Below are 19,276 nucleotides of genomic sequence, written 5' to 3'. Positions count from 1 at the left end.
CCCAGGAAGCGGGCAGTTCCCGGCCCTACGGTCGTGCCAACGATCAGCGAAGGAGGCACCACCATGGGGCTCGATGACAAGATCAAGAACGCCGCTCAGGACATCGCCGGCAAGGCGAAGGAAGCCCTGGGCGACCACAAGAACGACGACAGCCTGAAGGCCGAAGGCCAGAAGGACCAGGCCGCGGCCTCGGCCAAGAAGGCCGGCGAGGACGTCAAGGACGTCTTCAAGTAGGTCTCGGCAGTACCGCGAAGGCGGCGCTCCCCTCGGGGGGCGCCGCCTTCGCTGTTCCCCGGCTAGGGGTGCAGGACGACCTTGATGCAGCCGTCCTCCTTCTTCTGGAAGGTCTCGTAGAGGGCCGGAGCGTCCTCGAGCGGCGCCCGGTGGGTCACGAGGTCCATCACGCCGAGCGGATCGGAGGAGTCCTCCACCAGCGGCAGCAGGTCGTCGATCCAGCGCTTCACGTTGCACTGGCCCATCCGCACCGTCACCTGCTTGTCGAACATCGACTTCAGCGGCATCGGGTCGGCCTCTCCGCCGTAGACCCCGCTCAGCGAGACGGTGCCGCCGCGGCGGACCAGGTCGAGGGACGCGTGGACCGCGGCGAGGCGATCGACGCCGACCGTGTCCATCGCCTTGCGGGCGATCGGGTCGGGCAGGAGCCCCGCCATCGACTGAGCGAACGAGCCGACCGGCGAGCCGTGCGCCTCCATGCCGACCGCGTCGACGACGGAGTCGGGACCGCGCCCGTCCGTGAGGTCGCGCAGCTGCGCGGCGATGTCGTCGGACAGGTCGAACGTCTCCACGCCGTACCGCTCGGCCATCGCACGCCGCTCGGCGACGGGCTCCACGGCGAGGACGCGGTAGCCGCGGTGGGCGCCGATCCGCGCCGCGAACTGACCGACCGGGCCGAGTCCGAAGACGACCAGGGTCCCGCCGTCGGGCACCTGCGCGTACTCCACGCCCTGCCAGGCGGTGGGCACGATGTCGCTGAGGAAGAGGTAGCGCTCGTCCGGCAGGTCCGTGCCGACGACGATCGTGTTGTAGTCGGCCAGCGGAACGCGGAGCAGCTCGGCCTGCCCTCCGGGGACCTGGCCGTACATCTTCGTGTAGCCGAAGAGCGCCGCTCCCGAGCCGTACTCGGTGACCTGCGTCGTCTCGCACTGCGACTGCAGCCCTCGGCGGCACATGAAGCACTCGCCGCAGGCGATGGTGAAGGGCACGACGACCCGGTCGCCGGGCTTCAGGGTGGCGACTCCGGAGCCCACCTCCTCGACGACGCCCATCGGCTCGTGGCCGAGCACGTCCCCGCGGTCGATGTAGGGCCCGAGGAGGCGGTAGAGGTGCAGGTCGGAGCCGCAGATCGCGGTCGAGGTGATCCGGACGATCGCGTCGGTCGGCTGCTGGATGCGGGGGTCGGGGACGGTCTCGACCGAGACCTTCTCGATGCCCTGCCAGGTGAGTGCTCGCATGCTCGTGTCCGTTCTCCGGCTCGCGCCGGTCGGGGTCGGTGTCCCTCCACCGCACACCCGGAGGGCGCCGAGGGGGAGGGGCTTGACGCTCCCCGGAGCGTTCCCGAGGGGGATTCCCGGGAGAACGCACGGACGTGCATCCCGCGTTCACCCGACTCACGGCGGCCGAGTGGTGGGATGGGGGGATGGATGCTCTCTACACCGCCATCGCCCACGCCTCCGGTGGAGGACGCGACGGCCACGTCCGCACCGAGGACGACCGTCTCGACCTCGACACCCGCGCCCCGCAGGAGCTCGGCGGCTCCGGCGAGGGGACCAACCCCGAGCAGCTGTTCGCGGCCGGCTACTCCGCCTGCTTCCTCAGCGCCCTGCACGGAGCCGGTCGCCAGCTGAAGATCGACACGGCCGACGCGGCCGTCTCGGCCAGCGTCTCGATCGGGAAGAACGACTCCGACGGCTTCGGCCTCTCGGTCGAGCTCGACGTCTACGTGCCGAAGGCGAGCTCCGAGGACGCGCAGAAGGTCGCCGACGCGGCGCACCAGCTCTGCCCGTACTCCAACGCCACCCGCGGCAACATCCCCGTGCAGATCAACCTGGTCGACTGACCGAGCCCTCTCGACGGCCCCTCCCGGACTCCGGGCAGGGGCCGTCGTCGTGTCCGGGGGCGGTCCGTTAGGGTCGGGGCATGACCGAGGAGCTGTCGCACGAGGAGCCGTCGCACGAGGAGTCCCTGGCGCGGGCCGAGCTCGTGCAGATCCGTCAGAGCATCGACAACATCGACGCGGCGCTGATCCACCTGCTCGCCGAGCGCTTCAAGTTCACGCAGAAGGTCGGCCGGCTGAAGGCCGCGCACGGGCTGCCCGCCGCAGACCTCGAGCGCGAGGCGCGCCAGATCGCGCGGCTGCGGGCGCTCGCCGAGGAGTCGCACCTCGACCCGGCGTTCGCCGAGAAGTTCCTCGGGTTCATCGTCGCCGAGGTCATCCACCACCACCAGCGCATCGCCGACGGCGCCGAGGACTGAGCCTCAGCCCTCGATCCGCAGCAGCCCCGCCGTGCGCTCGCGCAGCACGCCGAGCAGCAGCGGGTAGTCGGGGAAGAGCTGGTCGCGCCGCAGCGTCGGCACCCGCAGCCCGAGGGGGACCTCCGTGATGCGGCCGTTCGTCTCGGTGAGGGTCAGGCGGAGGCTCCGGCTCCCCGTCGGGCTCGAGGCGACCACCGAGCGCAGGGCCTCGAGCGGGAAGATCAGCCCGTCGATCTGGATGGCCGACTCCGACACCACGATCGAGCCCGGCAGCCCGGGCCGCAGCGCCAGCCGCGCGGCGACCAGCCCGAGCGGGAGGGAGAGCGCCACGACGACCGCCCCCAGCGCGATCTGGGCGCGGTCGCCCGACGGGGATCCCGCGAGGGCGACGGCCAGGACGCCGGCGGCGAACGCCTCCGTGGCGACGACGACCAGGGCGACCGCCCGGCGCTGGAGCGGGGCGCGGTGCGGCCGGAAGCGGACGGCCGAGGCGGGCCCGGCCAGAGCGGGCGGCAGGGCGTCGCGGACGCGGGCGGCGGCGCCGAGGTCGGCGAGCAGGGCGGCGAGGTCCTCCGGGCGGAAGTGCGCGCAGCGCACTTCGACTCCGTCGCCGCGGCACCAGGCGACGAAGCCGTCGCCGTCGGCTGACTCGAGGAAGCGGACCGACCGGCGGGGCCACTGCTCGCGGCGGCGGCGGCCGCGCATCAGCACGACCTGCGTCTCGGTCGTCATCACGCGGGTGGGGGAGACGACGAAGAGCGAGACCGCCGAGGCCAGTCCGATGACGACGGTGAGGGCGAGGAGCCCGAGCGCGAGCACCGACTCGTCGAGGACGCCACGGCGGTCCGCGAGGACGGCGAACGGGATGAGCACGGCCGCGAGGCCGGCGCCGAGGAGCCGCAGGAGGAGGGCGCGGAGGCGCCGCAGGACCGATGGGCCGTACACCCGTCGCGTCCGGATCGCCATCGGTTCCGACTCCATCGCGTCAGGCTAGCCCCGGCCGGGGCCGGTCGCCCGGAGAGGCGCGTCGGTGGCGCGATCCTCGCGCCACCCGTCCCCGGTTCGGGGGAGGAGTGGCGCGAGGCGCGGCTTACGCCTCCGCGGTGCGGTGCAGGGCGCGGACCGAGACGACCCGGCGACGGGCGATCGCGGCGACGGTGAGCAGCAGCCCGAACAGCAGCCAGATCACCAGGCCGACGACGGCGCCGGCCGTGCCGTCGGTCCCCTCGACCACTCCGGACAGCGCGTTCTGCGCCGCCGAGAGCGGCAGGAACCCGAGCACGTCGTCGAACAGCCCGGGGACCGTCGAGATGATGCCCGCGCCGAGCGCGATCACCGCCGCGACCATCGCGAGGAAGCGGCCGATCCCTCCGAGCAGGGCGACCAGCCCCTGGTTCACCGCGGCGAACGAGGCGCCGGTGAGCATCGCCAGGAGGGCGAAGCCGACCCAGCGGCCCGGCTCCAGGCCCGCGACCCCACTCATCACGATCGCGACCGCGAGTCCCTGCACCACGCCGATCACGAGCGCCGGCACGTAGGAGGAGAGGGCGAGCGCCGCGGAGGATCGGGTCGAGGAGAGCGCGCGGTGCGAGAACGCCGCGAGCACCAGGAACGTCGCGAGGGCGCCCAGCCAGAGGGCGATCGTCGCGAAGAACGGGACGCTGGAGGCTCCGAACAGGTCGGTCGCGCTGCTCGCGTTCTCGACCGGGTCCGAGACGACGTCGGCGAGGTTCGTCGACTCCGACTCGGTGTAGGTCGGGAGCTGCGCGACCGCGGCGTCGAGGCCGTTCGCGAGCGTGCGGGTGCCGTCTGCGAGCTGCACGGCGCCGTCCGAGACCCCGCTCGCGCCGTCGGCGAGCTGGTCGGCTCCGTCGGCGGCGGAGGAGGCTCCCGTGGCGAGGTCGGCGGCGCCGCCCGCGGCGGTGGTCGCGCCGGTCGCGAGGTCGCGGGCGCCGGCCGCGGCGGTGGTGGCGCCGGTCGCGAGCTGCGCCGACCCGGCCGCCGTGGTGTCGAGGCCGTCGGCGAGCTGGGACGCTCCGCCCGCGGCGTCGTCCGCGCCGTCGGCGAGCTGCGTCAGGCCGCCGGACAGCTGTCCGATGCCCCCCGAGAGAGTGCGCGCGCCGGTGGCGGACTGCCCGACCGCGTCGATCAGCGAGGGCTGCCCGTCGCCGCCGAGGCGGATGCCCGCGTCGATCCCGGCGACGGCTCCCGCGGTCGTCGTGGCGAGGGTGGTCGCACCGGTCGGTCCGTCGGCCGAGGCGATGACGGCGCGCGCGGCGAGGCACTGCGTCGTCTCGCAGCCCTCGAGCGCGGCGCTGAGCGCCTCGAAGGTCCCCGCGGTGGCGGCGGCGGCGCCGGCGCTGAGGGCGGCGACCTGCTGGGTCCCGTCGCCGGTCCTCACCACTCCCTCCCTCAGCTGGTCGAGCCCGTCGGCCAGGTCGGAGGCGCCGCCCTGCAGCGCGGTCGCCCCGGTCGCCGAGTCGCGGGCGCCCGTCGCGAGCTGTCCCACTCCGCCGGAGAGGCCGCGCGCACCGGTGGCCAGCTGCGCGACTCCGCCGGAGAGATCGGAGGCCCCGGTGCCCAGCTGCCCCACGCCGTCGGCGAGGGACGAGGCTCCGGTGCCGATCTGCCCGACGCCGTCCGAGAGCGAGGAGGCGCCGGTGGCCAGCTCGTCGATCCCGTCGGCGAGGCTGCTCGTGCCGTCGGCGAGGGTCGAGGCGCCGGTGCCGAGCTGGTCGGCGCCGTCGGCGAGCGTGCCCGCGCCCTCGGCCGCCTGGCCGATCTGCTCGTTGAGGGTGTTGAAGCCGACGTAGACGTTCTCGAGGTAGGCCGTCGTCAGCTGCGTGTTGAGCAGCGAGGTGGCGGTGCTGGTCACGGTGGCCGAGATGGCGTCGTCGACGAGCTTGGCCTTCTCGCTGGTGGCGATGTCGATGGTCGCCTTCGTCGCCTCCGCGGCGTCGCCGGAGTACGAGGTGGCGGCGGCGGAGAAGGAGGAGGGGATCGTCACGACGGTCGCGTAGCTGCCGTCGGCGAGGCCTTTCGCGGCGTCGTCCTTGTCCGTGAGGACCCAGGTGAAGTTGCCCGTCGAGTCCGAGCCGGAGACGTTGGGCACCGGGGTCGTGCTCGCGGACGGCGTCGCGCTCGCCGAGGGGGTGGAGGAGGGGGCGTCCGAGCTCGCGGAGTCGGTGCCGCCCGTCACCAGGCCGGCCGCGAGCTGGCGCCCGAGCGGCACGGTCTGCCCGTTGATCTCGACCGGGGTGTCCTCGTTGACCACGGCGGCCGTGATCGTGTCGAGGCGCTCGGTCGGGTTCCACAGCGCCCAGACCAGGAGGCCGCCGATGACGAGGGGGACCAGGACGATCCCGAGAAGGGTCAGCCAGGACACCTTCTTGACGCCGCGGGGGCGTTCGAGGGAGAGGAGAGCCATCTGTCAGAGGACCTTTGCGATCGCGCGGCGCTCGGCCGCGGGCGAGACCGCGAGCACGCCGCGGTCGGAGGGGAGGAGGTCGTCGAGCGCCTCGGCGTCGACGGAGGAGGCGACCACGGTGAACGCGTCGTCGGCGGTGCGGGCGGCGTCGAGCTCGGCCCGGATCGCGCCGCGCAGCTGCGGGTCGGTGACCGTGTCGAGGTCGTCGAGCACCAGGATCGGCGGGGCCGACTCCAGGGCCGACCGGACGTCGGCGACGGGGTCGGCGGCTCCGGCGAGGCGCACCAGCCCGACCCGGCCGCGCACGGCGGCGGAGCGGATCGGCACGACAAGGCCCGCGACCTTCAGGCGGCCGGAGTCGGGGGCGAGCCGGCCGGCGATGCTCAGCAGCAGCGCGGTGCGGCCGGAGCGGTGCGGCCCGTGGACCACGAGGGAGGAGCCGGGAGCGACCCGCAGCGAGACGCCGCTGTAGACGGGACCGTCGGGTCCGTCGAGGCGGAGGTCCTCGGCCGCGATCACGTCGGTGGATCCGGGCTCCGGCCAGTCGGCCAGCGCGAGCTCCTTCGTGAGGCCCTCGCCCTCGACGTCGAAGGACGGCAGGACGCGGTCGAGCCAGCGCGGCATGTGCCAGGCGCGGTCGCCGAGCAAGTGGAGCACGGCGGGCACCAGCGTCATCCGCACGATGAACGCGTCGACGAAGACGCCCACGGCGAGCCCGAGCGCGATCGGCTTGATGTTGGTGTCCCCCTCCGGCACGAAGGCGGCGAAGACCGAGAACATGATGACCGCGGCGGCCGTGACCACCTTGGCCGAGCCGACGAAGCCCGACTCGACGGCGGCGCGCGCCGGCCTCCCGTGCACGTAGTCCTCGCGCATCCGCGAGACGAGGAACACCTCGTAGTCCATCGCGAGGCCGAAGAGCACGCCCATCAGGATGATCGGCATGAAGCTGATGATCGGGCCCGTCTTGTCGACGTGCAGAGCGTCCGAGAACCATCCCCACTCGAACACCGCCGCCACGGCGCCGAAGGACGCGCCGACCGACAGCAGGTAGCCCAGCGTCGCCTTGATCGGCACCCAGAGCGAGCGGAACACCATCGTCAGCAGCACCAGCGACAGGCCCACGACGAGCAGGCCGAACGGCAGGAGGGCTTTGGCGAGCGTGTCCGAGATGTCGATCCCGACCGCGGTCTGGCCGGTCACCGCGAGGTCGACGCCGTACTCCTGCTGGAAGTAGCCGTGCTTGTCGCGGATCTCGGCGACCAGCGCCTTGGTGGCCTCGGAGTCGGGGCCGCCCTCGGGGATCACCTGGATGATGCCGGTGTCGGCGGTCTCGTTGGGCGTCGCGAGCGGCACCGAGGCGACTCCGTCGAGCTTCTCGATCTCGCCCTTGAGGTCGTCCATCAGGCCGAGCGGATCGGTCGAGCCGATGATCGTGCCGGTGACGATGAGCGGGCCGTTGTAGCCGGCGCCGAAGTTCTCGGCGAGCAGGTCGTAGGTGGTGCGCGCGGGAGTGCCCTCGGCCTGGTAGCCGGCGTCGGGCAGAGCGAGGCGGAGGCTGAGCGCCGGGATGCTCGCGACGCCGAGCACGCCGATCACCGCGATGATCGTCACGATCGGGAAGCGCGTGACGACCCGGACCCAGCCGCGGAAGAACCCGCGCGGGACCTCGGCGTGCACGTGGCCGCCGGGGGAGGCGGTCGCCGCCTCCTCGTGCGCCTCGGTGTCGACGTGGGTGCCCGCGGTGGCCGCCGCCTTCGCGGCCTTCTTCTTGGCCCGGCGCTCCTTGGGGCGCAGCCGCGCGCCGGCGAAGCCGAGGAGGGCGGGGGTCAGGGTGAGCGCGATGACCACGGCGATCGCGACTCCGCCCGCCGCCGCGACGCCCATCGTGGTGAGGAACGGGATGCCCGCGACCGAGAGGCCGACGAGCGCGATGATCACGGTCAGGCCCGCGAAGACGACGGCGGAGCCCGCGGTCGCGGTCGCCCGCGCGGTCGACTCCTCCGGGTCCATGCCCTGCTTCAGCTGGTCCTGGTGGCGGCTGATGATGAAGAGGGCGTAGTCGATGCCGACCGCCAGGCCCAGCATCAGCGCCAGGAGCGGCGTGGTCGAGGAGATCGAGGCGAAGCGGGTGGCGATGAAGATGGCCGACATCGAGAGGGCGACGCCGAGCAGCGCGGTGACCAGCGGCATGCCGGCGGCCAGGAACGAGCCGAAGGTGAGCACGAGGACGACGAGGGCGACCACGAGGCCGATCGCCTCCGTGATGGTCACGCCGGGGAGGTTCTGGGCGAAGAGGTCGCCGCCGAGCGAGACCACGGAGCCGGCGGGCAGCGCGTCCTGGAGGGTCGTCGCCTCGGCCTTCAGCGCGTCGCGGCTCTCGGGGCTCGTGGTGGTGGCGGAGCCGTCCATCTGGGCGGTGATGACGAGGGCGTTCCCGGCGTCGGAGATCGTGCCGGAGACGCTGTCGGAGTAGGGGTCCGTGACGGCCGCGACCTCGTCGACGTCGCCGAGCGCGGCGACCGCGTCACTGACGGGGCCCTTCACGTCGGCGTCCTGGACGCTGCCTCCGTCGGGCGCGACGACCACGTACCGCGCGGACGTGCCGCTGACCTGGGGGAAGGTGCGCTCGAGCTGGTCGAGGGCGGTCTGCGACTGCGTGCCCGGGATGGAGAACGTGTTGTCGGTGCCCTGGTTGAGCAGCAGCGCCCCTCCTCCGCCCGCCACCACGATCAGCAGCCACAGGACGGCGACGAGGCGGTGGGCGCGGTACACGCGACGACCGAGACGGTAGAGCAGCGACGACACGCGGTCTCCTGACGATGGGTGGGGAGGGTGGCGATACGTCTCTGTACCAGGGCGGAGCCGGGCTCCGATACACGAGCGTATCCGATACAGGACCGTATTCGATACGTGAATGTATCGGATAAGGTGAACGGCGTCGAAGGTGTTGACAGGGCGGGCAGGAGGCTGGTGATGACGGCGATCGACTCCACCCCTCCCGAGACCTCCCGCCGCGGCCGCACCCGCGAGCGCCTGCTCGACGCGGCCTACGACGTCTTCGCCGAGACCGGCGTGCACAGCGCGTCCGTCGAGCAGATCTGCGAGCGCGCCGGGTTCTCGCGCGGCGCCTTCTACTCCAACTTCTCCAGTAAGGAGGAGCTGTTCTTCGCGCTCATGGAGCGGGAGAACGGCGCCCGGGTGACCGCCCTCGTCGAGCAGATGGACCGCACGATCCCGCGCGTCGTCTCGGCCGACGAGCCGCTGACGGCCGAGACGCTGGCCGTGGTCATCCTCGACTTCCTCCAGGGTCCTGCCACCGACAACCGCCGCTGGTGCGTGGTCGAGTCGGAGTTCGAGCTGCTCGCGCTCCGCGACCCCCGGATCGCTCCGCAGTACCGCGACTTCCGCGCCGGCTTCGACGCCTCGCTCGTGCAGATCGTGCACGGGGCGCTGCGCCAGGTGCGCCGCGAGTTCTCCCTCGAGCCGACGACCGCCGTGCGCCTGCTGGTGGCGGGCTACGACGACGCGGTCAAGCAGTCGATCCTCGAGGACGAGTCGGAGCCCGAGTCGCTCGAGCGCCTCCGGGCGACGCTGACGGCGATCGTCCTCGCGATCTCGTCCGCCGACGCCTGAGCCGGGCCGGCTCTCGCGACGGCGGCCGCCGTACCCGCCGGCCGGCTCCGCACCCGGCGGCCGAGCGGCCGCTGGGGAGTGCCGGGTCCGGTCCCCGCTCCTCCGCCCGCGCGACGAGGATGGACCCATGGAACTGCGACAGCTCGAACACTTCCTCGCCGTCGCGAAGGAGCAGCACTTCACCCGCGCCGCGAGCGCTCTGCAGATCTCGCAGTCGGGCCTCTCGGCGTCGATCCGCGCGCTCGAGAGCGAGCTGGGCAGCCCCCTCTTCACCCGCAGCACGCGCCGGGTCGAGCTGACGCCGGCCGGTCGGGCGATGCTCGCGGAGTCGGAGCGCTCGGTCGCCAGCGCGCTCGCCGCCCGTGACGCGGTTCTCGCCGTGCAGGGGGTGCTCCGCGGGAGCCTCGCGGTCGGCACGGAGGAGTGCCTCGGCGGCGTGCACCTGCCGCGCGAGCTCGCGACCTTCCGCGAGCAGCACCCGGGAGTCGCGCTCCGGCTGATCCACGAGGGGTCCGGCACGCTGCTCGACTCCGTCGCCGCCGGCCGCCTCGACCTGGCGCTGGTCGCCGACATCGGAGCCGTGCCGGGCGGCGTGCGGACGATGCCGCTGGCGAGCGAGGGCTTCGCGGTGCTCGTGCGCCCGGGTCACCCGCTCGCGAGCCGCGTCGGCTGCCGCATCCCGGACCTGGCGGGCGAGACGATCGTGGGGCTGCAGGAGCACTGGGCGGCGAGTCACCTCGCGGCGCGGGCGTTCGCGGCGCACAGCCTCGCGTTCGAGGTCGAGCTCGAGGTGAACGACGTGCACACGCTGCTCGACCTGGTCGAGTACGGCATGGGGATCGCGGTCGTGCCGGCGCACTTCGCCGAGAAGCGCCCGGCCGGGCTGCGGGCGGTGGCGCTCGCCGATCCGCTCCTGGTGTGGCGGACGATGGTGGCGGTGCCGGAACGGCCGAGCGCCGCGGCCCGCGCGTTCGTCTCGGCCCTCCCGCAGCCGCTGCAGGACGCGGTCTGAGTCGGAACGCGCTCGCAACGGAGGAGGGACCAGCACCGAGATCCCGCGATCCGCGTCGGACCGGTGCCTCGACCGGATCCCTCCTCCGTCATGAACGGGCTCAGTCGAGCGAGGCCAGCTCTTCGGCCGTGAGCTCCAGGTCGGCCGCCGTGGCGGAGTCGCGGATGCTCTCGGGGCGGGAGGCGCCCGGGATCGGCAGCACGACCCGGGCCTTCGCCAGCTCCCAGGCGAGGCAGACGACCTGCGGCGTCACGCCGCGGGCCTCGGCGATCGCCGCGAACGCGGAGTAGCGCGAGCCGAGCTCGCCCGCCGAGGAGATGCCGCCGAGCGGGCTCCACGGCAGGAACGCCAGTCCCAGCTCGGCGCAGAGCTCGAGCTCCGGCTCGCTGGAGCGGAACGACGGCGAGAACTGGTTCTGCACCGAGACCAGGCGCTCGCCGAGGATGCCGTGCGCCTCGCGGATCTGGTCCGGGTCGGCGTTCGAGATGCCCGCGCGGAGGACGACGCCCTCGTCGAGCAGCTCGGCCAGCGCTCCGATCGAGTCGGCGTAGGGGACCGCCGGGTCGGGCCGGTGGTACTGGTAGAGGCCGATCGCGTCGACGCCGAGGCGCTTCGCGGACGCGCGAGCCGCCTCCTTGAGGTACTCGGGGCGGCCGTCCTGATCCCAGGGGCCGGGCTCGCGGCGCAGGTGGCCGCCCTTGGTGGCGACGAGCACGGCGGAGGTGTCGCCGCCGTAGCTGCGCAGCGCCTCCGCGATCAGCAGCTCGTTGTGGCCGAGGTCGTCCTGGGTGGCGAGGTGGTAGGCGTCGGCCGTGTCGATCAGGGTCACGCCGGCGTCGAGGGCGGCGTGGATCGTGGCGATCGAGCGCTCGCGGTCCGGGCGGCCCTCGATCGACATCGGCATGCCGCCGAGTCCGATCGCGCCGACCTGGAGGTCGCCGAGAGTGCGCTGCTTCATGAATGCTCCTTCGCAGTGGGGTGGGTGGTCACCAGGCGTAGTCCTCGGGGGCTGTCCGGTGACCGGGGAAGATCTCGTCGAGGCGCGCGAGGGCCTCGGCGTCGAGGGTGATGTCGACGGCGGCGACGGCGCTCTCGAGCTGCTCGAGCGTCCGCGGCCCGGTGATCGGACCGGTGACGGCGGGCTGGTGGAGGAGCCACGCCAGCGCCAGCTCGCCGGGCGCCTCGCCGCGCTCGCGGGCGAACGCCTCCCACTGCTCCAGCGCGGGACGGTGCTCCTCGATCGCGGCGAGGGTGCGCTCGGAGGAGCGGCGCCCGCCCTCCGCGGTCTTCTCGAGGACGCCGCCCAGCAGCCCGCCCTGCAGCGGCGACCAGGGGATGACGCCGAGCCCGTAGTGCAGCGCGGCGGGCAGGACCTCGCGCTCGACGTCGCGGACAAGCAGGTTGTAGATCGACTGCTCGGAGGCGAGGCCGGTGAAGTGGCGGGCGCGCGCCGCCTCCTGCGCCTGGGCGAGGTGCCAGCCGGCGAAGTTGCTGGAGCCGACGTAGAGGACCTTGCCCTGCTGGACGGCGACCTCCATCGCCTGCCAGATCTCGTCCCAGGGAGTCGTCCGGTCGACGTGGTGGAACTGGTAGAGGTCGATGTGGTCCGTCTGCAGGCGGCGGAGGCTCTCGTCGAGCGCGCGGCGCAGGGTGAGCGCCGAGAGGCGGCCGCCGTTGGGCCAGGAGTCGCGGCCGCGCTCGGCTCCGGGAGCGGCGAACTCGCCCATGTCGCCGAAGACCTTGGTCGCGAGGACGGTGCGCTCGCGGCGCTCGCCGCCCTGCGCGAACCAGCGGCCCACGATCTCCTCGGTGGCGCCGCGGCCGGCCTCGCCTCCGTAGACGTTGGCGGTGTCGAAGAAGTTGACGCCGAGCTCGTGCGCGCGGTCCATGATCGCGAACGAGTCGGACTCCTCGGTCTGCATGCCGAAGTTCATGGTGCCGAGGACGGTGCGGGAGACGGACAGGCCGGTGCGACCGAGGTGCGTGTACTGCATGGTCCCAGTCGACTCCGGTTCGGGCCGCGTGTCCAACAGGTGCTCGGCATGGGTGCGATCGACGGGGGAGGTCAATCGGGGGCGCGCCGTCCAGGGGCCGCCCGAGCCCCGCCTCGGGCCTGCGCGTCGGCCGGGTCCAGCGGCCTCGACCGGATCGCCCGCAGCCCGCTGGGCGCGGTGGCGCCCGGCCGCCCGGGTGCCGGGTTAGAGTCGCGGAATGGTCCGGACGACGCAGCGCCTCGTGATCGCCCTCTCCGCCGTGGTCCTGCTCGCCGGCTGCACGGCGGAGGCGACGAGCCCCGCCGCCGCACCCGCCGAGCCGACCGCCTCGACCGCACCGCCCGCCGCCGGAGCCGAGTCCACGCCGCGGCCGGTGCCGAGCGTCTCGACCACTCCCGCACCCGTCGAGGACGTCTCGGGCGAGTGCGTCGTCCAGGCGCTCGACGAGGGGACGCTCGACGGCGTCGACCTCGAGCGCGTGCGCGACCGCGGCACCCGCGTCGGCGCGACCGGGACGGCGAGCACCGCCTCCGACGGCGCCCCGGCCTCCTACCTGGTGGCAGCGGGCGACATCAGCGAGCGGATCGCGGACCGGTTCTGCATCAGCTCCGACTACCTCTCCGCGCTGAACTCGGTGCGCCGCGACGGCGTCGACCTCGACAGCCTCTACGGCGGCGACACCCTCAACCTCCGCCCGACGACCGTCCTGAGCGTCGGCGACCAGAACGGCCGCGTCCTCGACAACGCCGAGCCCGACGACCTCCCCGCGCAGACCGGCTGACGCCGCTTCCGCCCGCGCCCGCCGCCACTCCTCCCGCCTCGCAGCAGCACGCGACCACCGCGGAAGGCGCGGATCCGACGGCACGTGCGCGGCGCTCAGCCCAGGACGCCGATCAGGACCGCCGACACGGCGACGGTCGCCGCGAGGCCGGTCGTCCGCGAGCGGCGGCGCGCCGGGTCCTCGAACCACGGCAGCCCGTCCCAGCGCAGCACGGCGCCGGCCGCCCCGGCCGCGGTGAGAGCCACCAGCACGGCCCAGGGGAGCAGCGTCAGCGCCGACCAGTCGACGAGCGCCCGCCCGAGCAGCAGCACGGCGACGGCCTCGACGCCGCGGGCGAGCGTCCGGACGCGGTCGCGGTCGAGGAACCCGGCCGCCCGGCGCCGGGGGATACTCCCCAGGGCGAAGCGGCCGACGGTGAACGCGACGACGAGCAGGACGAGGATCGAGGCGATCATCACGACTCCTCCCCGGCACGCTCCAGCAGGCGCAGGCCGAGCTCGTCGACCGAGCTCGCCGTGTCCCCGTTGACGAACACGGCCACGCCGCGCTGGCGGTCCATCGCGAGCATCGTCGAGTAGCCGGAGGTCCCTCCGTTGTGCCAGGTGACGGATCCGCCGTCCTCCGACTCCGAGGTGAACCAGCCGAGGCCGATCCGCGCCCCGTCGGCGTCGAACCGGGGATCCAGGACGCTCGCCGCGGGCACCCCCAGCGCGGGATCGTCGGTGAGGAGGGCCTGCGCGTAGCGGGCCATGTCCTCCGCCGTGGAGCGGACGCCGCCCGCCGGTGCGTAACCCGCCATCGTCCACGCGTCGACGGACCGCCCGCTCGCCGAGAAGCCGGTCGGCGCGTCGGCGGGGAGGGCGTCCGCGGTCTCCGGGACGGAGGTCGCGGTCATCCCGAGCGGATCGAGGACGCGCTCGCGGAGGAGGTCGGCGTAGTCGCGGCCCTCGGCGCGGGCGAGCGTCTGGCCCAGGACCGCCGCACCGAGGTTCGAGTAGGCGTGCACGTGCTCGCCCTGGTCCGCCTCGGCGGCCTGCCGGAGGACGTCGTCGGCCGACCAGCCCGCGTAGGGGTCCGTGCCGCGCAGCTGGGCGACGAGCGTCGAGGCGAGGTCGCCGACACCGGTGGGGAGGCGCGGCAGGCCGGAGCGGTGGGTCGCCAGCTCCTCGAGCGTCCCGGTGAAGCCGCCGATGTCGGCGTGCTCCGCGGCGGGGTCCTCGAGCCCGACCGTCCCCTCGGCGGCGCTCCGGGCGAGGAGGAGCGCGGTCATCGTCTTCGTGACCGATCCGATCTCGACCTCGGTCCGCTCGTCGGCTCCGAGTCCGCCGTAGCGCACGCCGTCGGGCGTGACCACGGCGGCGACGAGGTGGTTCCGCGCCCCGTCTCCGACGTCGGTCCGGAGCCACCCGGCGATCTCGGCGTCGCCCGTCGCCTCGGTCGAGAGGGTGGGAGCGGAGGGGCGGAGCAGCACTCCGCCGAGCAGGACGACGGCCGCGGCGGAGGCGGCGGCGAGGGCGAGGCGGCGGCGGGTCATCGGGGTCCTCCGGAGGCGAGCAGGATCACGAGCAGGGGGACGAGGCGCTCCGGCGGAACGCCGTAGCGGCCGCGGCCGCGCGCCTCCAGCCAGCCGGCGGCGACCAGCTGGTTGACGTGGTGGTAGATCTGCCCGGTGGTGCCCGCGCCCTCGCTCTCGGCGAGCTGGGCGACGGTCTCGACTCCGCCGGCCACCGCCTGCAGGAACCGCAGGCGCACGGGGCTGCCCAGCGCGGCGAGCGCGGTCGGCCCGGGGCTCGCTCCCCAGTCGCGCTCGAAGAACGCGTCGGTGCTGAGGCCGTACTGCCACTCGACGGGGCCGGCCGGAGTGGCGACCGAGCCGGCGAAGACGACTCCGCCGGGAGAGGGCAGGCGCTCGCGGAGAGCGGTCAGGGCCCAGAGCGGATCGTCGGCGGCGGGCGCGGCGGGGGTGTCGGCGCGCTCGAGGCGGTCCAGCCGCGCTCGGAGCTCGTCGACCTCGCCGGCGAGGTCTCGGGAGGAGGTCATGCCTCCACTATTGCAAACATTCCGTAATCACGGAACTCCGGAGCGGAGCCGGTACCGCAGAAGTCGCGGTGGTCCAGCTCGACCACCGCGACTCCTGCGGACTCGGATCGCCCGGAGGCTCAGCCGAAGTGGCGCGGCAGCACGGCGCCGTTCACCGAGCGCAGCTCGTCCAGCGGCAGCGTGAAGAGGCCCTGCACCTCGACCGCGGGGGTCGCCGCGTCGGTCACGCCGATGCGCAGCACCGGGTAGCCCCGGCCCTCGCAGAGCCCGCGGAACTTCACGTCGTCCTCGCGCGGCACCGACACGAGCACGCGGCCGGTCGACTCCGAGAACAGCGCGGCCGTCGCGTCGACGCCGTCGCGCTCCATCAGCTCGTCGAGCCAGATGCGCGCCCCGACGCCGAAGCGCAGCGCCGACTCGGCCAGCGCCACCACGAGCCCGCCGTCGGCGAGGTCGTGAGCGGAGGCGATGAGCGACTCCTTCGCGCCTGCCGAGATCAGCTCGGCCAGCGCGCGCTCGGCGGCCAGGTCGAGCTGCGGGGGCAGCCCGCCGAGGTGGTCGTGGATCGTGCCGGCCCACGCGGAGCCGTCGAGCTCGTCGCGGGTGGTGCCGAGGAGGTAGAGGTTGTCGCCCTCGTCCTGCCAGCCGGAGGGGATGCGGCGCGCGACGTCATCGATCACGCCGAGGACGCCGACGACCGGGGTCGGGAAGATCGGCACGTCGCCGGTCTGGTTGTAGAACGAGACGTTGCCGCCGGTGACGGGGATCTCGAGCTCGAAGCAGGCGTCGGCGAGCGCGCCCACGGCCTCGCGGAACTGCCACATCACCTCGGGGTTCTCGGGGCTGCCGAAGTTGAGGCAGTCCGAGACGGCGACCGGGGTCGCCCCGGTGACGGCGACATTGCGGAACGCCTCCGCCAGCGCCAGGCGGGCGCCCTGCGCCGGGTCGAGCTGGCACCAGCGCCCGTTCGCGTCGGTCGCGACCGCGAAGCCGAGGCCCGACTCCTCGTCGACGCGGACCATGCCGCCGTCGTCGGGATAGCTGAGCGCGGTGTTGCCGAGCACGTAGCGGTCGTACTGCGAGGTGATCCAGCTCTTGTCGGCGAGGTTCGCCGAGCCCAGGAGCGCCAGGGTCTCGGCGCGCAGCGCGTCGCCGCCGGTCGAGCGGGGCAGTCGGGAGGAGGAGTCGGCCTGCAGCGCGTCGAGCCAGGAGGGGTACTCGATCGGGCGCTCGTAGACCGGGCCGTCGACCGCGACGGTGCGCGGGTCGACGTTGACGATCTCCTCGCCGTGCCAGTTGATGATGAGGCGGCCGGAGTCGGTGACCTCGCCGAGCACGCTGGTCTCGACGTCCCACTTGCCGACGACCTCGAGGAACGCGTCGAGCTTCTCGGGCGTGACGACGGCCATCATCCGCTCCTGCGACTCCGACATGAGGATCTCCTCCGCCGTGAGCGAGGGGTCGCGCAGCAGCACCGAGTCGAGCTCGATGAACATGCCGCCGTCGCCGTTGGAGGCCAGCTCCGAGGTGGCGCACGAGATGCCCGCGGCGCCCAGGTCCTGGATGCCCTCGACGAGGTCCTTGCGGAACAGCTCGAGGCAGCACTCGATGAGCACCTTCTCGGCGAACGGGTCGCCGACCTGCACCGCGGGGCGCTTCGTCGGTCCGCCGTCGGCGAAGGTGTCGGAGGCGAGGATCGACGCGCCGCCGATGCCGTCGCCTCCGGTGCGCGCCCCGAAGAGCACGACCTTGTTGCCGACGCCGCGGGCGTTCGCGAGGTGCAGGTCCTCGTGGCGGAGGACGCCGACGGCCAGCGCGTTGACGAGCGGGTTGCCCTGGTAGACCGAGTCGAAGTAGGTCTCGCCGCCGATGTTCGGTAGGCCGAGGCAGTTGCCGTAGAAGGAGATGCCGGCGACGACGCCGTGCACCACGCGTGCGGTGTCGGGGTCGTCGATCGCCCCGAAGCGCAGCGCGTCCATGACCGCGACCGGCCGGGCGCCCATCGAGATGATGTCGCGGACGATGCCGCCGACCCCCGTCGCCGCACCCTGGAAGGGCTCGATGTAGCTCGGGTGGTTGTGGCTCTCGATCTTGAAGGTCACGGCCCAGCCCTCGCCGACGTCGACCACTCCGGCGTTCTCGCCCATGCCGACCATGAGGTTCTTCTTCATGGCGGGGGAGACCTTCTGCCCGAACTGGCGGAGGTACATCTTCGACGACTTGTAGGAGCAGTGCTCGCTCCACATGACCGAGTACATCGCGAGCTCGCCGCTCGTGGGGCGGCGGCCGAGGATCTCGCGGATGCTCGCGTACTCGTCGGGCTTGAGTCCGAGGGCCGCGTAGGGCTGCTCCCGCTCGGGCGTCGCCTCCGCGTTCGCAGTGGTGTCGGGAACGGCGGTGCGGCTGTCTGCCATGTGCTGGAGGCTCCAGGGGAGGGGGACGGGATGCGCGTCGATCCTACCCGCCGCGGTCGCCGCGGCCCGGGCGCTCCGGTGGAGCGGTGCGGGCACCGGCGCCTAGGATCGGGCGGGTGAAGCGGGCGGCTCTGATCGGGACCGTGCTGTGGGGGCTCTACCAGTGCTTCGGGAACCTCGGAGCGGCGAACATCTCGTCGGACGAGCCCGTGTACCTCGCCGCGGGGTGGGACTACCTGCACGGCGACGTGAGCGCGAACCTCGAGCATCCGCCGACGGCGAAGTACCTGATCGGGCTCGCGCAGGTGCTGCTCGGCGAGGGGCTGCTCGCGGGCAGGATCGCCGCCGGCGCGGCCGCGTTCCTCACCGGGCTGGTGCTCTGGCTCTGGTTCCGGCGCGAGCTCGGCCCGACCCTCGCGCTCGTCCCGGCCGGCCTGTTCCTCCTCCTCCCGCGCACCGCCGTGGGCGCCGGCACCCGGATCGACCGCCTCGCGCTCCTGGAGCCGTTCATGGTGCTCTTCGCCGTCGCGGCGATGGCGGCGGCGTGGACCTGGTCGCGCGCCTCGCCGGGCAGGCGGAGCGGCTGGCTGATCGCACTGGCCGGTGCGCTGCTGGCGCTGTCGGTCACCTCGAAGCTGACCACCGCGGTCCTCGCGCCCGTGCTCCTGCTGCCGCTGCTGTGGTCGGGGAGCAGGGCCCGGGCTCTGCGGGGCGGCCTCGCCCTCTCCGTCGCGTTCGTCGTCACCGGGGTGCTCGCCTACCTGCCGGTGCACCCGGTCGAGGCGATCCGGTACCTGCTCGAGTTCCAGTCCGAGCACAACGCCGACGGCCACCTGATCGAGGTCGCCGGGACCGCGTACGTCTTCCCTCCGTGGTGGGCGAACCTCTGGTTCATGCTCGTCGGCATCGGGCCGGCGGCGCTCGCCGTGCTGCTCCTCGGGACCCTGCTGGCCCTGCTCGCTCCGCGGCGCCGCGCGCTGGTGCTCTACCTGGGCGCCGCGACGCTGCTCCTCCTCGTGTTCCACCTGGCGATCAGCTCGGTCGCGCTGCCGCACTACTACGCGGCGTGGGCGTGGCTCCTCTGCGCGCTGGCGGGCATCGGCATCGCGGAGGCGCTGCGCGGCGGGATCGTGCTGCCCGCACCCCTCGCCCGCGGCGTCGGCGCGGTGCTGCTGGCCGTTTCCCTCGTGATCGCGATCGCCACCTCGGCGGGGATCGCCCAGGAGCGGCCGACCGGGATCGCGCGGGTGGCCGACGTGCTGCGCGAGCGCGGCCTCGACGGCGGTCTGGTCCTCGCGCAGGGCATGTCCTCGGGCGTCTACGTGCCCTACATCGGCGACCGGGTGACGACCGATCCGACGTCCGCCGGGATCGTCGCCATCGCGATCGAGCGGTCGGCGCGCTTCCCCGTCGATCCGCGCGTGTCCGCCTACCTCGAGTCGGCGCGGCCCGAGACGGTGCGGCTCGACGACCTCACCC

At 73.5% G+C, this 19,276-nt stretch carries 17 protein-coding genes; 7 read left to right on the top strand and 10 right to left on the bottom strand.

Going from position 1 to position 19,276, the window contains the following annotated elements; translation table 11 throughout:
• The first annotated feature begins 63 nt into the window (after positions 1–63).
• A complete protein-coding gene (locus tag C5C27_RS05135) occupies positions 64–234 on the top strand; it encodes a CsbD family protein (protein ID WP_104222763.1) in 171 nt (56 codons plus the stop codon).
• Positions 235–296: 62 nt separating this feature from the next.
• On the opposite strand, the gene C5C27_RS05130 is transcribed toward C5C27_RS05135, so the two are convergent.
• Complete coding sequence (locus tag C5C27_RS05130) at positions 297–1,472, bottom strand: zinc-dependent alcohol dehydrogenase (RefSeq protein WP_104313804.1); 1,176 nt, start codon at positions 1,470–1,472, stop codon at positions 297–299.
• A gap of 185 nt (positions 1,473–1,657) precedes the next feature.
• Here C5C27_RS05130 and C5C27_RS05125 point away from each other — a divergent pair, with 185 nt between their 5' ends.
• Together C5C27_RS05125 and C5C27_RS05120 are read left to right on the top strand one after the other, a co-directional pair.
• A complete protein-coding gene (locus C5C27_RS05125) occupies positions 1,658–2,077 on the top strand; it encodes an organic hydroperoxide resistance protein (protein WP_104239332.1) in 420 nt (139 codons plus the stop codon).
• Positions 2,078–2,157: 80 nt separating this feature from the next.
• A complete protein-coding gene (locus C5C27_RS05120; RefSeq protein ID WP_104222760.1) occupies positions 2,158–2,493 on the top strand; it encodes a chorismate mutase in 336 nt (111 codons plus the stop codon).
• A gap of 3 nt (positions 2,494–2,496) precedes the next feature.
• Here C5C27_RS05120 and C5C27_RS05115 read toward each other — a convergent pair whose 3' ends face one another.
• The 3 genes from C5C27_RS05115 to C5C27_RS05105 form a co-directional block, all read right to left on the bottom strand.
• A complete protein-coding gene (locus C5C27_RS05115) occupies positions 2,497–3,474 on the bottom strand; it encodes a hypothetical protein (RefSeq protein WP_146079605.1) in 978 nt (325 codons plus the stop codon).
• A 109-nt stretch (positions 3,475–3,583) separates the two neighbouring features.
• On the bottom strand, positions 3,584–5,920 hold the full coding sequence (locus tag C5C27_RS05110) for a YhgE/Pip domain-containing protein (RefSeq protein WP_104313803.1): 2,337 nt from the start codon (positions 5,918–5,920) through the stop codon (positions 3,584–3,586).
• A 3-nt stretch (positions 5,921–5,923) separates the two neighbouring features.
• On the bottom strand, positions 5,924–8,728 hold the full coding sequence (locus C5C27_RS05105) for an MMPL family transporter (RefSeq protein ID WP_104313802.1): 2,805 nt from the start codon (positions 8,726–8,728) through the stop codon (positions 5,924–5,926).
• A 168-nt stretch (positions 8,729–8,896) separates the two neighbouring features.
• Here C5C27_RS05105 and C5C27_RS05100 point away from each other — a divergent pair, with 168 nt between their 5' ends.
• The gene (locus C5C27_RS05100; protein WP_104288365.1) at positions 8,897–9,556 is read left to right on the top strand and encodes a TetR/AcrR family transcriptional regulator; all 660 of its coding nucleotides are present in this window, start codon (positions 8,897–8,899) and stop codon (positions 9,554–9,556) included.
• A gap of 127 nt (positions 9,557–9,683) precedes the next feature.
• Positions 9,684–10,568, top strand: coding sequence for a LysR family transcriptional regulator (locus C5C27_RS05095; protein WP_104313801.1), 885 nt, complete (start codon positions 9,684–9,686; stop codon positions 10,566–10,568).
• A 100-nt stretch (positions 10,569–10,668) separates the two neighbouring features.
• Here C5C27_RS05095 and C5C27_RS05090 read toward each other — a convergent pair whose 3' ends face one another.
• Together C5C27_RS05090 and C5C27_RS05085 are read right to left on the bottom strand one after the other, a co-directional pair.
• Positions 10,669–11,526, bottom strand: coding sequence for an aldo/keto reductase (locus tag C5C27_RS05090; RefSeq protein WP_104313800.1), 858 nt, complete (start codon positions 11,524–11,526; stop codon positions 10,669–10,671).
• Positions 11,527–11,554: 28 nt separating this feature from the next.
• Positions 11,555–12,562: an aldo/keto reductase gene (locus tag C5C27_RS05085; RefSeq protein ID WP_104222753.1), complete on the bottom strand. Its 1,008-nt coding sequence runs from the start codon at positions 12,560–12,562 to the stop codon at positions 11,555–11,557.
• A gap of 217 nt (positions 12,563–12,779) precedes the next feature.
• Here C5C27_RS05085 and C5C27_RS05075 point away from each other — a divergent pair, with 217 nt between their 5' ends.
• Entirely contained in the window at positions 12,780–13,343 is a 564-nt protein-coding gene (locus tag C5C27_RS05075; protein ID WP_104239447.1) for a hypothetical protein, read from the top strand.
• 95 nt (positions 13,344–13,438) lie between these two features.
• Here C5C27_RS05075 and C5C27_RS05070 read toward each other — a convergent pair whose 3' ends face one another.
• The 4 genes from C5C27_RS05070 to purL form a co-directional block, all read right to left on the bottom strand.
• Positions 13,439–13,798 carry a hypothetical protein gene (locus tag C5C27_RS05070; RefSeq protein WP_104234265.1) on the bottom strand — a complete coding sequence of 120 codons (360 nt, stop codon included), beginning with the start codon at positions 13,796–13,798 and terminating at the stop codon, positions 13,439–13,441.
• Positions 13,798–14,877 carry a serine hydrolase gene (locus tag C5C27_RS05065; protein ID WP_104313797.1) on the bottom strand — a complete coding sequence of 360 codons (1,080 nt, stop codon included), beginning with the start codon at positions 14,875–14,877 and terminating at the stop codon, positions 13,798–13,800. The genes C5C27_RS05070 and C5C27_RS05065 overlap by 1 nt, the downstream gene beginning before the upstream one ends.
• Positions 14,874–15,383: a helix-turn-helix transcriptional regulator gene (locus tag C5C27_RS05060; protein WP_104222749.1), complete on the bottom strand. Its 510-nt coding sequence runs from the start codon at positions 15,381–15,383 to the stop codon at positions 14,874–14,876. The genes C5C27_RS05065 and C5C27_RS05060 overlap by 4 nt, the downstream gene beginning before the upstream one ends.
• 119 nt (positions 15,384–15,502) lie before the next feature.
• Positions 15,503–17,797 carry a phosphoribosylformylglycinamidine synthase subunit PurL gene (purL, locus tag C5C27_RS05055; RefSeq protein ID WP_104239451.1) on the bottom strand — a complete coding sequence of 765 codons (2,295 nt, stop codon included), beginning with the start codon at positions 17,795–17,797 and terminating at the stop codon, positions 15,503–15,505.
• 116 nt (positions 17,798–17,913) lie between these two features.
• On the opposite strand from purL, the gene C5C27_RS05050 reads away from it, so the two are divergent.
• On the top strand, positions 17,914–19,276 hold a 1,363-nt coding region (locus tag C5C27_RS05050), incomplete at its 3' end, for a glycosyltransferase family 39 protein (RefSeq protein WP_146079604.1).

Source organism: Rathayibacter sp. AY2B7 (assembly GCF_002931635.1).
Lineage (GTDB): Bacteria > Actinomycetota > Actinomycetes > Actinomycetales > Microbacteriaceae > Rathayibacter.
The sequence above is the reverse complement of the archived record's forward strand: the minus strand, read 5'-3'. Positions and strand labels throughout refer to the sequence as shown.